This window comes from Roseiconus nitratireducens (assembly GCF_008629675.1).
Taxonomy (GTDB): domain Bacteria; phylum Planctomycetota; class Planctomycetia; order Pirellulales; family Pirellulaceae; genus Stieleria; species Stieleria nitratireducens.
Genome location: NZ_VWOX01000016.1, coordinates 93,876 through 108,811, shown reverse-complemented (window position 1 = coordinate 108,811; position 14,936 = coordinate 93,876). Strand labels below are relative to the sequence as shown.

Below are 14,936 nucleotides of genomic sequence, written 5' to 3'. Positions count from 1 at the left end.
TCAAAACCGCCAGAAGCGACGCTTCGTCACGTCCTTCCGTCCGACATCGATGACTTCGTTGTAACCCGCCTGGTCGAAGCGTTCGAGCAACTTGGCCGTCCCTTTGTGCAACTTGTAATCCATTTCATTTTGGAACAAGGGCACGATGGCCAGGAAATAGATCGACTTGTCGTCCGACAATTTCAGCTCGATGAATTCTTGTGGCACCGTGCTGGGGAACGTCAGCAGCCAGCCGATGAAGTCGTTGGAGGGGTCCAGCGGTTCGGCGGGATCCCCGTTGGGGACGGTGTGACCGTCAAACAGCCAGGTTTCGTACTCGTGAGGAAACCGTGCCAAATACTTCAGCCATTGTATCGGCCAGTAGTTTTTGGACTCCTCCAACGAATTCTCATCCAACTTCCAGTCCGAAGGCAGACAAACCATCAGCTCGGTGTATGCGAGTTCCTCCGCACCTTCGGGTGGGGACATCGCCCGGTCGCTCATTCCCGAGGTCACCAGGGTGTGAAACGGTCGTTCCTCGGTGGGCCGCACCCAATGAACGTCAATGTGCACAAGATCCGAAACCAGTTCGTGCCAGACGCTGTTGACTTCGCCGATGTATTTTTCGATGTGCGCGTCGATGCGGCGGATCGACTGTTCATCGCCGATCGCGACTTCGAATTCGCGTGATCTCGCTTCGTGTCGGTACACCGTGCTGCCGCCGCTGGTCACCTCGTCCGGGATTTCCAGCGGCGGGTAGGGGACCTCGATGGTTTCGCCGCATCGGCTGCAAGCCGTCGTCCTGCCCGAATTGGAGTCACTCGTTTTGAATCGCTTTGCACATTTCGGGCATCGAAATTCGACTTGCACTGCACTTCTCCCCGTCACCGTCCGGTTCTGCTCATGATGACAAGTTTAGCTGGAAATGTCGCCATCGTGCCGCAGGCTTGCCGGGCGTGATGTTCTTCGAACACGATGCAACCCGCCAGACGCAGGCGTTGCCCGACCGGTCAGGGTTCCTGAACGGGCGCCGCATCGTCGGACCGCTTCTTGCTGCGGGCGGTTCTGCCGGCCGAAGCGATTTCTTCGGGGTGGTCGATCACCAGGTAATGCCCATGGTCGGCGGTCAGAATGACGGCCGTGTGGTCCCAGGCGTTGTTGCGATCGACCCAGTCCATCACGACGCGAAAAGCCTGTTCGCCGCTGAGCACCGCGCCGATGCTGTTGTCCAGGTTGTTGGAGTGGTTGGCCCAATCCACATCCCCGGCTTCAACCATCAACCAAAATCCGTCGATGGATTGCTCCAGCACCAACAGAGCAGCTTCGGTCATATCAGCCAGCGTCGGGTTCTCACGCACGTCTTCCGGCGAATACCTCTCGGCGTTTTTGACGTCGATGGTCGGCTGGAAGTCTCCGTCGGCCGTCGCAAACGGCAGGTGACCGCCCTTGGTTCCAAAGAATCCTAACAAACGTTCGCCGTGATCGGCCGCCTGTTGGGCGGTTTCCAATAACAGGTCTCGCCCCGATTTTCCCTTGGTCCTTTGGGCGACACGGTAGCGGCCTCCATGCTTCAAATCGCTGGCACGCAGGTCGTCCTGATGGAAATAGGGATTGCCTTGGGCAAAGTTGCGCCCCTGCACTTTGTCGGCCTGTTTGCCTTCACCCCAGCCACCGCCGATCAGCACATCCACACCGGGAAGCGGAGGTTCACGGTGAGCCGCAGAAGGCAGACCGACCAAGTCGCGGGAAATATCCTGGTAATCCTTGCGGGAAACATTGTTCGCGTACGCGGCGGCCGGAGTGGCATGGCTGACGGGCACGCTGGTCACCACGCCGATCATGAAGTCCTGCTCGGCCTGCAATTGCCGTGCAATCGGTTGGACCTGGTTGCCCTCGACGTCCACATTGATCGCCCCGTTGTAGGTCTTGATGCCGCTGAACAGGCTTGTCGCCGATGAAGCGGAGTCCGTCACGGTGTGGGCGCGGCTTCGATCCTTCCCCAACAGGTAGGGGCTGCCTGTTCGTTCGTGCCACGGAGCCGTTCCTCCCAACCGCACGTCAAATCCGCTGTGAGTCCCCTCGTTGACGCTCAGCACCGTCTGGGCATCGACGTCGGTTCGGGCTCCTCCGGCCGCAGCACTGGTGCACACAAATCCAAAGTCGGTGATCGCGCGACGATCGTCTTGAAACGCCAAGCCCGAGCCCCGACCGGAAGGCTGGTCGGCGTTGCCGGTCTTGTAGATCGAAGCGGCCCGCGTGGTGTTCCAATCCATGCCGTCAAAGACCATCACGATGATGTTGCTGTACCCCGCATCAACGGCGGCCTGTTGCAGATCGTAGACCGCCGTTTGGTCGAAGTACAAAGCGATCGGATTGAAGGCATCGTTGTTCGACTGTCCGGTCAGTTTGTCCAGTCGCTGTTGGTCCGCATAGGCACTCCCACGCTCTCGCAAACGGTCCAGCGTGATGCCGTAGGTGTAAACAGGAATCAGACGATTGCTGTGGCTGGTCCAACTGCTGTACTTGCCCTGCTCGAGTCCCCAGTGACCGTAGACCGGTTTCTGCGTCGTGACCGACCGCTTCTGCAAATCTCGCATCACGTCGGGTTCGGTTACCTCCGTCTCTTCCGAGGCATTGGACTGGGTGTCGGTCGGTTCGGCGGCCGAAACGCTGGCATGGCGAGATGGATTGTCAGCCGGCACGCCGGAAACGTGGGCCCAAGTGAAAGCCAACAGCAGCAGAAACAAGTGGGGATTGCAACGCGTCATTGTCAAAGTAGCAGACCGTAGCGGTGGGATTCAGGAGGGAAGGCGACGTCCCGTCCGGGACGTGCGGGGCACTAAAAGATAGTTGTTTCGCGGCCAAAACGAGAGAGGCAAGGGGCCGAATTTGGGATCTTCGAACTCCCTTTTTCGTCGCGCCCAGCGTCGACGTCGCGCAGTCTTGTTTCACCCTCCGTCCTGTAGCGTCGCGGAGGAGCTTGCGACGACGGGGGGAGGGGACGTCCGGCGTCTTTGATTTCAGCTGGCTCTATTAGCTGGGCAGCGTTACTTCGCGTGAGCCGCGTGGCGCTAGCCGCGGGTCTTCTCGCATCAACCGGCGGCTAGCGCCTTGCCGCTCATTTAACTGCAAATCACGGTGTTTTTGATTGAAAGTGTTCACCCTCCGGCCCCGTTCAAGCGGTCTCGCGGATGCTGACCGATCCTTCTGATGCGACCACGATATGGTCCAGCACGGTGATCCCGATCAGCCGTCCCACCTCGGTCAAACGATCGGTCACCTGGTAGTCCTCTCGGCTGGGCGTCGCATCGCCGGAGGGATGATTGTGAACCAAAATGACCGCCGAGGCGGAATCGCGGATGGCGGGCCGGAACACCTCGCGGGGATGCACCAGGCTGGCATCCAAAGTGCCCCGGGTGATGAAATGCGTGTTGATCGGCAGATGCTTGGTGCTCAGCGTGACGATGTGGAACTCTTCCTGCACGCCACTGATGGCCAATCCGCCGAAACGCTCGTCGCAGTACTTGACCGCCGCGCTGGTACTGGTAATCGGCGAACTTGAAACCCGATGCAGTTTTTCATGGCGGCTGACGCGACGGCCCAATTCGATTCCGGCCATGATGGCCGCATAGCTTGTCACCGTCACCGCGGGACTGATGCGACGCAGTTCGTCTTTGCTCGCCCGACGGAGGTCGGAAAGCTTACCGGAGTACGTTTTTGCCAACCGTTTGCCCGCATCGATCGCCGATTCGCCTTTGACCCCCACGCGGATCAGAATCGCCAACAGATCCGCATCGGAAAGCGGCTCGGCACCGCCGGCGAGCAAACGTTCTCGTGGTCGTTCGCCTTCCGGCTGCGCCGTGACCTGGGACCCGTTGATCTGTCTTGAAATCCAAGGATCCGGATCGCTGCGGACGCGGGCGTCGCGCCAGGAGAACGTTTCTTCCTGAGATGTCTCGTATCGGTCCAGGATGCCCTCCCGGACCAGGTCGCGCAACGTGGCCGCCAGGAACTGCGGCGTCAAATCCGGACACCGCTGACGTGCTTGCTGTTTGGAAAACGCCGCGACCGGCGCCAATGTCTCAAAGAGTCGACGGAGCTTGCGCTCTCGCTTTTCCGATTCACCCATTTCGTTGCCCCAAGTCGAACGTGGCTGTCCACGGCATCGGACCACGGAGCGCACTTGGTCATTCAAGATGCATTCGCCGACCCAACACCCAACCTGAACCGAGAGCGTAACGGATTGGAGCAGCCCCGTGGTGGCTCAGCGATGTCGCCCCGCGACAGACGACGGATCAGACGCTGTCCGAAGGAAATCGATCGCGCGTTGCAGATCGGCGGGCAAAGGAGCTTCGAAGGTCATCATTTCGCCGGACTGGGGATGCTGCAGCGTCAACCGACGGGCGTGCAGCGCCTGCCGCGAGAGGACCTCGGGACTTCCGTCGATGGCTCCCTGCCCTCGCAACCACGACTCCGTGGCGACTGCGTGACCGGCGTACAAGCGATCGCACAGGATGGGACAACCGATGTGCGCCAGGTGCACGCGGATCTGGTGGGTGCGGCCCGTTTTGGGACGCACGTTGACCAGACTGAATCGCCCGACCCGTTCGGCGACTTCGTAAAACGTGCTGGCCGGTCGGGTCGTCGGATGATCGTGGCGAATCGCCATTTTGTCGCGCTGATACGGATGTCGGCCGATGGGCGCATCGATCACGTCTCGGTCACGATCGATCCGTCCCACCGAGATCGCGAAGTATTCCTTTTCCACCTCGCGATCATGCCATTGCTGGGCCAGCGCGATGTGCGTCGCATTGGTCTTGGCGACAACGATCACACCGCTGGTATCCCGATCCAAGCGGTGCACGATCCCGGGCCGCGTCGGCCCGCCCACGTCCGACAGCGACTGAAACCGATAGGCCAACGCGCTCGTCAGCGTCCCGGTCCAATTGCCGCGCGCCGGATGCACCACCATGCCGGCCGGTTTGTTGACGACGACAAACCCGTCGTCCTCGTACAGGACGTCCAGATCGATCTTCTCCGGCACGACCTCATCGGAGAATTCCGGCGGCAAGCGGAACCGAATGGTCTGGCCGCCACGAACTTTGAAACTGGGACGGACCGTGCGACCGTCCACGTCCGCCTGGTCGTCTTGAACGGCCTGGCGGATTTGCGTTCGACTGTACCCGTCGCAAGCGGCGGTCAGGAACAAATCGATTCGCTGGCCCGCTGCCGAATCCGGAACGACGAACTCGCGTGACGCTCCGTCATCCGAGTCCGAATCATCCAATTCGTCAAAGGATTCGCCTTCTGCCGGGTCGGTCGGCTCCGACACCGCTCGTTGCGCGGACACCGCAGGCTGCTCGGGCGCCGCCGGGTCACGTGGATCGAAATTGCTCACACGCGACTACTGGCTGTCGTCGGAATCGGAGTCAGCCGGCGCGTCCGAAGGCTCGGATTCTGCTGCGGGGGATTCATCCGAATCACCGCTCTCGGTCGTCCCCGTTGCTTCGGGCGCCGGTGCCGGATCGGTCGCCGCATCACTGGTGGGTTCTGCAGCCGGGGAATCCGCCCCGGCATCGCTGGACGCACCGTCGGCTTTGGGCTGCTCAGGTGCATCCTCCGCGGGTGATTCGTCTGCGGGCAATTCCAAGCCACCTTCGAGCGATTTCGCCGGAGTGTCCTCCGCTTCACCGGATTCAGAACTCGACATCTCGTCACCCAAATCCAACTCCGGCAAATCCAGATCCGGAAGCTCGGGAAGCGACGATGCGCCCGGCAATTCGGGGGGCAAAGACGGGTCGGCGGGCGAGAAATCTTGCTCGGAGAACCAGGCGATGAAATCTTTGGTGCTGGGGTCCGACAACCGGTCGATCCGTTCCTGAGCCACTTCGACCATTTGCTCGGATTCATTCGCGTCGATCGTCCGTTTGTAGGCCTCGATCGCTTCGTCGATCTCTCCCAACGACTCCGACGCCATCCCCAGACCGAAATTGGCTCGCGAATCCAGGATCGTGTCGTTGGACGCACCCCGGGCATCGATGAACTGCGTTTTGGCTTCGGCCAACAGCGTCTCCGCCTCATCCCGATCGGTGTACAGGGCGCTGATGCCGCGTGCCAGGTTGTCGTTGCCCTGGTACAGCAGCGACCAGGCTGCAGCGACGGTTCCGGGATATTGCTGGGCCACTTCGGGGTTATCCATCAGCAATTGCAGCGTCGCATCACTCCGCTTGGCGGTTTGCCCGCTGGTGTACAAACCGATCGCAATCAAGCCCACGACGATGGCGACGATGCCCGCCAGAATCAACTTGGAATAGGGTTCAATTTTCTTGTAAGCGTTGGCCAAGCCGTCGGCGACCAGGTTGTGTTCAAGTTGATGCTGACGCTCATTCATGGGTCGTGCCGGGGCGGGCGTGTTTCAAACGGGGGATCAGAAGGGTTCGACTGGCGATTTCAGGGTGAATTCGGCCTTTCCGCGACGTCCTCCAGCAGGCCGGGCGCGGACTCCGCGGGTCGCTCGCGGGGGCGGAAGTATAGAAATCGTCGAAACTTATCGTCAATAGAACCGCCGTCATTCTGAGGCATGCTGACGCAGTTCTTCCAGCGATGCGAACTCCAAGGCCGACACGTGGGTCGCCGCCAACACGACTTGCGGCGCCCTGCCGGCGTCGAAAGCCTCCTTCCAGCGAGCCGCACACAGACACCACCGATCCCCGGGTTTCAATCCTGGAAACCGGTACAGCGGATTGGGGGTGCTCAGATCGTTGCCTTTCGCTTTGCTGAACTCCAGGAACTCCGCAGTCATGATCGCGCAGATCACGTGAATGCCGGCGTCGGACGATCCGGTGTTGCAGCAACCGTCCCGATAAAACCCGGTCATCGGATCCGTGCTGCAGGTTTCCAGGTCGGTTCCCAGGACGTTTTTTGCCATGACTTGGTGGGGTGGAAGGACGGCGTGGGGAATTGGGCGCCTCGATTGGACGGCGCCGCTGTGCGGCAGGCTGGCCCGCCAGAGCGTGGGAATTACCGCACGGAGACCGTCCGGCGACGGTCGCCACACGGAGTCGTAATATACCCGCTTTCCAAGTCACACCGGCGTTGTCCAACTTGGTCCATCCATGGTGGGGCGCGCCCCGTCCATGGTGGCGCACGCGCTCTTTCGATCCATCGGGCGTTGATTGAAGTGTAACGGGATGGCGGCCGCGGGGGCAGTCGGCGGAATCGGCGCGGCGTGTTTTGTCGTCGGCGACACCGCGTTTTGTCTTCGGCAACACCGTGTTTTGTCGTCGGCGAGACTGGGCGGACGCAGACCCGATGCCGTTGCGGCGGTATGATGCGATGGATCCTGTTTCACGGGATCCTGTTTCACGACCGATCGGGTCGATTCCGCTACCAACGTCACGGATTCCACGGTGTCATGGATGCCCTGTTGAATGAATTAACGCCTCCGCAACGAGATGCCGTCTGCCATGTGGACGGGCCGATGCTGATCCTGGCCGGACCGGGCAGCGGAAAAACGCGCGTCGTCACGCATCGGATTGCGTACCTGCTGCAACACGGGATCCCAGAATGGCAGATCGCGGCATTGACGTTCACCAACAAGGCTGCCGACGAGATGCGGTTGCGGGTCGACGCGCTGGCCCCCGGACGACAGGTCTGGATGGGGACCTTTCACCGGTTCTGCGCCCAGCTGTTGCGGCGGTACGCGTCGATGGTCGGGCTCCAGGAAAACTACTCGATTTACGACACGTCCGATTCCAAGCAGGCCATGAAGCGGGCGATCGAAGCGGCCGGCGTCTCCACCAGCCACGCTTCGCCGGAGCAAATCGCGCAGTCCATCAGCAAGGCGAAGAATCAGTTGATGACGCCCGAGACGATGCAAATGCACGGGCTTTCGCCAAAGGAAACGGTGGCCGCCAAGGTGTATCCGGTTTATCAGCAACAACTGTTGACCGCCAACGCCGTCGATTTCGACGATTTGCTGCTGCACGTCGCCAATCTTCTGCGCCATCAGCCCGAGTTGCGATCCGATTTGGATGCCCGATTCCGCTACATCCTGGTTGACGAATACCAGGACACCAACCTGGCGCAGTACGCGATCGTTCGCGCGTTGTCGATCGACCACCCCAACCTGTCGGTCACGGGGGATCCCGATCAATCGATCTACGGGTGGCGAGGCGCCGATTTGAACAACATCCTGGACTTTGAGAAGGACTACCCGTCGGTCAAAACGGTCCGGTTGGAGCAAAACTATCGCAGCACACCCAACGTGCTGAGGGTGGCCGACCAATTGATTCGGCACAATCGCCGCCGCAAACAAAAGGAATTGTTCACGGACAATCCGGATGGCCAGCCGGTCATCTTGCGGATGTTCGAAAACGGGTACGAAGAGGCTGACGCGATCGCCGACGAAATCGTCTCCGCCGTCTCGACGGACGTCGCACGTCCCAGCGACTTTGCAATCTTCTGTCGGATGAATTCCCTGACGCGATCGCTGGAACACGCCCTGCGCGGACGCGGGGTTCCCTACCAGATCGTCAACGGTGTGGAATTCTATCAACGAAAAGAGATCAAGGATGTGCTGGCGTATCTGCATCTGATCAACAATCCCGGCCACGATGTTGCACTGCAACGCGTGATCAACACGCCCACCCGCGGCATTGGCGCCAAGACGGTGCAGCGGCTTCAACGCTTCGCCGACGATCACCACGTGCCGATGTTGGAAGCGGCGCGTCGCGCCGACGAGATCGATTCGCTGGCCAAACGCAGTGCGACGATGGTCAAGAAATTCGTCACGCTCTACGACCGGCTGGCCACCAAAGCAACGGCCCCCTTGGAGGACTTGCTGCGTTTCGTCGTCCAAGAGAGCGGCTACGACAAACACCTGGAAAAACACTCGATCGAAAGCGATGACACCAGTCCGCTGGCAAACGTGGATGAACTGATTAGCGCTGCCGTCGACTTTGACCGCCGTCACCCCGATGATGGTTCACTGGAAGCGTTCCTGGAACAGGTGGCTTTGGTCAGCGATACCGACGCCTTCGAGGACAACGATCAGCGCGTCACCCTGATGACCCTGCACGCATCCAAGGGATTGGAGTTCCCCCGCGTGTTCATCGTGGGCGTCGAGGACGACCTGCTGCCGCACAAGCGTTCCAAAGAAGATGATTCACAGTTCGAAGAAGAACGGCGTCTGTTGTTTGTTGGCATCACGCGTGCCAAGCAATGGCTGCAATTGAGCTGCTGCAAGCGCCGGATGATTCGCGGTGACACGCGTCCCGTGATCCCCAGCCCGTTTTTAAATGAATTGCCGCTGGAGGAAATGGAGCGGATCGAATCCACGGCCCGAAGAGACTGGTTCGATCACGATATCGACCAAAGTCACCCGGACGCCTGGGAACTGCCGGAGATCCAAATCGATTCCGATTCAGCTGATCCCGAATCGATCGATACGTCCTTTGATTTTGGTGCCAATCAGGATCCAGGTCGGGACGACCATGCCCAGGAAACGTTGGCCCGCTTCGACGAAGCCGATGCGAAACCGGCACCGGCCGCCAACGCACACGACCAACCGATCCCCGAAATCGGATCGTTGCGCACCGCGGCCGACCTGCTTTCGAACAAGCGACCGCCGCTGACCGCATTCCGCGAAGGGATTCAGGTTCGACACTACGAATACGGCGAAGGCACCATCATCGCGGTTTCGGGACGCGGCCCCAAGCGAATGGCGCGCATCCAATTCGCCGACGGCGAACACAACTTTCGGCTGGCATTTGCGAAGCTGGAAGTTGTCGGTTAAGCGGGGCACGGCAATTGGAAGCGGAGAGTCTTCGTTCGCGCGCTTGACGCAATTGCCACCGCCAGAAGGTGCCGCTGCCGTGATCTCGACGCTCTGGCGAGCGTCGCTCCATTTGTGAGCCGGACGGTGGAGGTGCCGCATTTCCAACGTCTCGGTGGGCCACGGTCGCCGCGTCAGAGATTCAGGTCCAGCGAATCTTTCATTGACGCCTGCAACTCCTTGAGCTCCGCGACCAGCTTGCGAAGCGTTCCCTGATGCTCGGCAGACTGTGCCAAGTCGTGCTGTTCGTGCGGATCCGCAACCACGTCATACAACCTGGCGACCCCTGCCCTGGGATACACAATCAACTTGTGAGTGTCGGTTCGAATGCTGCGTTGACGATCCAGGTAGGCACCGTAGATGGATTCGTACCGGCTCGGTTCTCCGTCCAACAACGGCAACAGACTTTGAAAGTCGACGTGCTCCGGTTTCTCCACTTCGGCCAGTTCCAATGTGGTTGGCATGATGTCCTGCAGGTACACGGGCTGGTCGATCTTTTCTCCGGCCGGCACATCCGGACCGATGACCATCAACGGAACACGGACGCTGTGATCGTAAAGGTTCTGCTTGCCCATCAGCCCGTGCTGTCCACACGCCAAGCCATGATCGGCGCTAAAGAAAATCCAGGTGTTGTCCGCGCGGCCGGTGTTCTCGAGTGCATCCAGAATGCGACCGATCATGGCGTCCATGTGCGTGATGATGGCATAGTATTCCTGACGGTGTGTCTTGACGGCCAACGGGGTCCGCGGAAACGGTGCCAGCCGTTCGTCTCTCAATCCGTGCCCGGCGCCCATGGCGTCGGCATACGGATACTCCGGCAAAAAATTGCTCGGCAGTTGGATTTGGTCTCGGGGATACTTGGCGACGTACTCGGCCGGGGACTGTCGCGGGTCATGGGGAGCGTTGAAGGCCAGGTACATGAAGAAAGGCGCCGACTCCTCAGACGCCTGTCGAAGAAAGTCCTCGCTGTGATTGGCGACCACTTCGCTCCAGTGGGTACCGCCTTGCCAGAAACCTCCAAACTTCGGATCGCTGGGTGACCAAGGATCCGTCACTTCCCCGGTCTGCGGATCGACCTGCGGTCGGTCATAGCCCGCATCGGTCTGCTGCGGCATCCCGCCCCGCACGTCGCGGACGACGTCGAATGCCTTCTCCGCATTGGCGCGGCAGTGCCACTTGCCAGTCATGTAGGTCCGGTACCCGGCGTCCTTCAGGTACTCGCTCCACCACCGTCCCGCTTTGCGCTCCTGTTCGGAATTCCGGTACAGCGGTTCAGCGTTCCAAATGAAGCGCCCGGAGTTAAGCATCATGCGACTGGCGACGCACACCGCTCCCGACCAGGAGCCCATGTTGTAGGCGTGCGTGAATGTGGTTCCCCTCTGTGCCAAACGGTCCAGGTTAGGTGTTTCGACTTCGGAATTGCCCAGCGCCGCGATGGTATCGAAACACTGATCGTCAGCAAAAATGAACACGATGTTCGGTCGTTTCTGGTCGTCTGAGTCGGCGGCCGTGGCTTGAGTCCCGATCAATGCCAAGGCGGCCAGGGCTGCAACGGTCAAGCGAGCCTGTAAACGGGGAGCGCCGGTCAGAAGTCGGAGGGTCATAGAAAACGTCGTCGCGTGTGGGGAATGAGGTCGTCGGTCACCAGGATAAACGAATTGCTGCCGGCTTGGGGCTTCGCCGGGCAAACCGACTTCGCGTCAAACCGCGTCACGGTCGTCGTCGTTCGGTGGCCGTTCGGTGGCCGGGCTGCAACTTCCACGCTCTGGCGAGCGTGGCTACGATCGCCCAGGCTCGGGCGAGCGTGGATATCCAAAGCCGGCCCTGTGAGACGGCGCACCTTCCGTCGGCTGCCCGCCAGCGATGCAAATCACTTCGCTATCCCCAACGGTGCGGACGCCCAATCAGGGTTTCCAGATCCGCAAAAAACTCCGGGTACGTCTTGCCGGTACAAGAGGGATCCAACACACGAACGCCCTCGGCAACCAATCCCGCCAACGAAAGACTCATCGCCATGCGATGATCGTGATACGTTGCCAGCACAGCCGGTTGCACGCCGCCCACCGGCGGAACGATCGTCAACCCGTCGTCGTGCTCCTGCACGGTTGCTCCCAGTTTGCGGAGTTCACACGCCAGATCGCCGATCCGATCGGTTTCTTTGAACCGATTGTGCGCGACGCCGCGCACCCGAGTCGGGCCGTCCGCGAACAAAGCGACCACCGCCAGGGTCTGAACCGTGTCACTGATTTGATTCATGTCGACGTCGATGCCACGCTTGGCGCGACCGGAGATCGTCATGCCGTGGGGACCGGATTCGTAGCGGCAACCCATTTGCTCCATCACCTGGCAGAACCCCACATCACCCTGCATGGCCTGTGGGGTCAGCCCCAGGACCGTGACTTCGCCCCCGGTGATTGCGGCAGCCGCCCAAAAATAGCTGGCCGCCGACGCATCCGGTTCGATCTCGTAGGTAATTCCCCGGTACCCGTCTCCATCGACGATCACGCGAGTCGAAACGCCCTCGGTGGTCGCAGATTTCGTGCCTTCAGCGCCGACGTCTTCAATCCGGATCCGCCCGCCGAAGGATCGGATCACCGCAGCGGTCATTTCGACATACGGTCGCGAGACCAGTTCTCCGACGACATCGATTTGAACTTGGCCAGGCCGCGATTCTGCCGCCTCAGCAACGTCCGCCAGCGCGATCGGGGCCGCCATCATCAAACCGCTCAGATACTGGCTGCTGACATTTCCGGCGACGCGAATCGGGTTCGCGTTCCAGCCGCGTGAATCGATTTCCACCGGAGGGCAACCGCCAGGCGAAAGACATTCGATGGTCCCTTTCTGGACCGAGGAAAGGGCGTCCACCAGATCGGAAATTGGACGCTCGTGCATCCGCTGGACGCCCCGCAGGTGATAGCGTCCGCCCGCGGCGGACAACGCGGCGGCCAAAAAACGGATCGTCGTTCCACTGTTGGCGACATACAAATCCCGACGGGCACCATCCCGATTCCATCCCGTTCGCCCTTCGACCCGCAACGATCGCCCGCCCTCGGAGACATCGATGCCGACGCCACATTGACGCAAGCTGTCGATCATCACGGACGTGTCTTCGCTGCGCAGCGCGCCGGACAATTCGGACACACCTTCGGCCATCGCGGCGCAAATCAACGCCCGGTTGGTCAGACTCTTGCTACCGGGAGGCCGAATCTGCCCGCGCACCGGGCCTCCGGGAAGAACAGTCACGGCCGCGGAAACGGCGGTTTCGGGGGCGGACGAGGGAGATTTCATACGGGCGGCGGTGGGGCGAGACGACGGCGATGGAACCGGGCAAGTCGTGACGCGTCACCATAAGGAATCTTGCCGCGTTGAGGGAGCCGGCTCGATCCGGCGGGTCTCCCAGCGAAACACCTTCTCCCGGTTGCTTCCGTCGCCAAATGCCGGAATGCCACGCCCTGGCAAGCGTCGCTCCACGTTGTCAGGCCCAGCCTGGCACTGCCTTGCCAACGCAGGTTGGACAACGCAAGCGAACCTTGACTCACCTTTCTAACGACGACCGACGGCCAAACGGGTGCACCTGTGCGGATGCGAACACCAAACCGCGGTCATCAATCAGAGAATGACGGATCCGTCACGCGCAGGAACCAAAAACGCACCCATTACCATCGCGGCCAGTGTCACCATGTGAACCAGCCAGACTTCGTCCAAGCGAGCGACGGTTTTCAACGTCACCAGGCTGATGATTACCAGCGCGATGAAGAACCTTCTTTCGGCGCGTCGCAGTGCTTCGCCGATCGTCAATTTAATTGCGAGCAAAGCCCAAAGGCCAAGCAGCGGCAACGCGGTAGCATCGACAACCGCGAGCAGTTGGAAGAGGTCTGGCATCGGATCCGTCCGCCGGTTTGAGAGAAGAGACATCGATCCGCGGTTGATCGACAGCACGTCCTGGCCGTCATCGTTGCGACCGCAGTTGCGATGAACTTTAGAAAAAAATCCGATCAAACGCTAGAAAGATTTCCCGCATCTCGCTGGACGCCGCGCGTGAAACACGACAAGAATACGCTCAGTGAATCAATGCAAAGGATCTTCGACATCACGAGTAGCACCACGGCATCCAGGCAAGTGTCGTCTTTGTCTTCTCTAAGACTGTGCGGTAGGAGGTTTTTACCCGATGTCAATCAATTCGAAAGTGGCCGTCAGAACGGTGGAACGGCCACCGGAGCGGTCTCGCAAGAAACAGGCGGTTGCGGCGGCGGTGATCGATCTGGGTGACTACACCGAGTCACCCCTGGGCGGCACCGAATCGTCATCGTCGTGGGCGGCCGACGCAACGGACCCTTCCACATCATCCGCGTGGGACTCTTCCCATTGCAAACACTTCAGTGAACGACGCATCGACGGCCAGCCGTTGTCGGTTCGGATGGCGCGGCGGTTGAGCGAATGCGAATGGGTCGACGGCATTTACGCCGTGGGCTGCAACGTTCCGACGTCGGTGATGCGAAATCACCAGATGGTTCTGGAGCCGATCAGTCTGCCGCCCTGCCACTTGGTCGAACGCCTGAGTGCGGTGGTGGATCGCACGGACGCCGAATGGATCGTCTACGTGCCAGCCAACCGTCCCTTTGTGGACGCCGGGCTGATCGACGGACTGATCGCGAAGGCCGCGCGAACAAGCAATTGCGACTACGTGGGCTACAACTCGGACAAGGCTGGCCCGAGCCGGATGCTGCACCTGGGGTTGGCCGGTGAAGTCGTGCACGCCGATGCCCTGCGACGCTTGCGGCGAAATGCCGACCGCCTGGCCCCGTGTTGCTCGATCGCCGAATGCATGCAGCACGCCCCGGGAGACTACCGGCTGAAATTCGTTCCAGTTCCGCGCGAACTGGATCGCGCGGATCTGCGTTTCGCGGTTGAAGACGAATCCGATTGGGACGATTTGCAGCTGCTATGCGAATCGGTTTCGGATGTCGACGCGAGCTGGATGCAGGTCAAGCAACTGGTCGAAGCAAACGAACCGCTGCGATCGTCGATGAAGTCGCGAAACGGCTGACCAGGTTTTCTGAGCCCGGATTTTGGGGTTCGGGCCACGTTCACGCGAGTGTTTCCAGGGCGAACGGCATTCAAG

General features: G+C 60.5%; 11 protein-coding genes. 2 read left to right on the top strand and 9 right to left on the bottom strand.

The annotated features are described in order from the left end of the window. The 6 genes from FYK55_RS22975 to FYK55_RS22950 form a co-directional block, all read right to left on the bottom strand. Entirely contained in the window at positions 1 to 849 is an 849-nt protein-coding gene (locus FYK55_RS22975; protein ID WP_201743786.1) for a suppressor of fused domain protein, read from the bottom strand. Between the two features lie 140 nt (positions 850 to 989). Continuing rightward, a complete protein-coding gene (locus FYK55_RS22970) occupies positions 990 to 2,747 on the bottom strand; it encodes an alkaline phosphatase (protein ID WP_235908916.1) in 1,758 nt (585 codons plus the stop codon). Between the two features lie 407 nt (positions 2,748 to 3,154). Further along, entirely contained in the window at positions 3,155 to 4,174 is a 1,020-nt protein-coding gene (radC, locus tag FYK55_RS22965; protein WP_235908915.1) for a RadC family protein, read from the bottom strand. Between the two features lie 69 nt (positions 4,175 to 4,243). Beyond that, positions 4,244 to 5,266, bottom strand: a complete 1,023-nt coding sequence (locus tag FYK55_RS22960) for an RluA family pseudouridine synthase (protein WP_150078992.1) — start codon at positions 5,264 to 5,266, stop codon at positions 4,244 to 4,246. Positions 5,267 to 5,383: 117 nt separating this feature from the next. After that, a complete protein-coding gene (locus tag FYK55_RS22955) occupies positions 5,384 to 6,370 on the bottom strand; it encodes a tetratricopeptide repeat protein (protein ID WP_150078963.1) in 987 nt (328 codons plus the stop codon). Between the two features lie 177 nt (positions 6,371 to 6,547). Next, positions 6,548 to 6,907 carry a DUF2237 family protein gene (locus FYK55_RS22950; protein ID WP_150078962.1) on the bottom strand — a complete coding sequence of 120 codons (360 nt, stop codon included), beginning with the start codon at positions 6,905 to 6,907 and terminating at the stop codon, positions 6,548 to 6,550. 486 nt (positions 6,908 to 7,393) lie between these two features. On the opposite strand from FYK55_RS22950, the gene FYK55_RS22945 reads away from it, so the two are divergent. Further along, positions 7,394 to 9,775: an ATP-dependent helicase gene (locus FYK55_RS22945; protein WP_150078991.1), complete on the top strand. Its 2,382-nt coding sequence runs from the start codon at positions 7,394 to 7,396 to the stop codon at positions 9,773 to 9,775. A gap of 173 nt (positions 9,776 to 9,948) precedes the next feature. Here FYK55_RS22945 and FYK55_RS22940 read toward each other — a convergent pair whose 3' ends face one another. The 3 genes from FYK55_RS22940 to FYK55_RS22930 form a co-directional block, all read right to left on the bottom strand. Continuing rightward, positions 9,949 to 11,418, bottom strand: coding sequence for a sulfatase-like hydrolase/transferase (locus tag FYK55_RS22940; protein WP_150078961.1), 1,470 nt, complete (start codon positions 11,416 to 11,418; stop codon positions 9,949 to 9,951). Positions 11,419 to 11,692: 274 nt separating this feature from the next. After that, complete coding sequence (aroA, locus tag FYK55_RS22935) at positions 11,693 to 13,102, bottom strand: 3-phosphoshikimate 1-carboxyvinyltransferase (RefSeq protein ID WP_150078960.1); 1,410 nt, start codon at positions 13,100 to 13,102, stop codon at positions 11,693 to 11,695. A 321-nt stretch (positions 13,103 to 13,423) separates the two neighbouring features. Continuing rightward, positions 13,424 to 13,753, bottom strand: coding sequence for a hypothetical protein (locus FYK55_RS22930; protein WP_150078959.1), 330 nt, complete (start codon positions 13,751 to 13,753; stop codon positions 13,424 to 13,426). Positions 13,754 to 13,982: 229 nt separating this feature from the next. On the opposite strand from FYK55_RS22930, the gene FYK55_RS22925 reads away from it, so the two are divergent. Beyond that, on the top strand, positions 13,983 to 14,861 hold the full coding sequence (locus FYK55_RS22925) for a hypothetical protein (protein WP_150078958.1): 879 nt from the start codon (positions 13,983 to 13,985) through the stop codon (positions 14,859 to 14,861). Positions 14,862 to 14,936 lie beyond the last annotated feature (75 nt).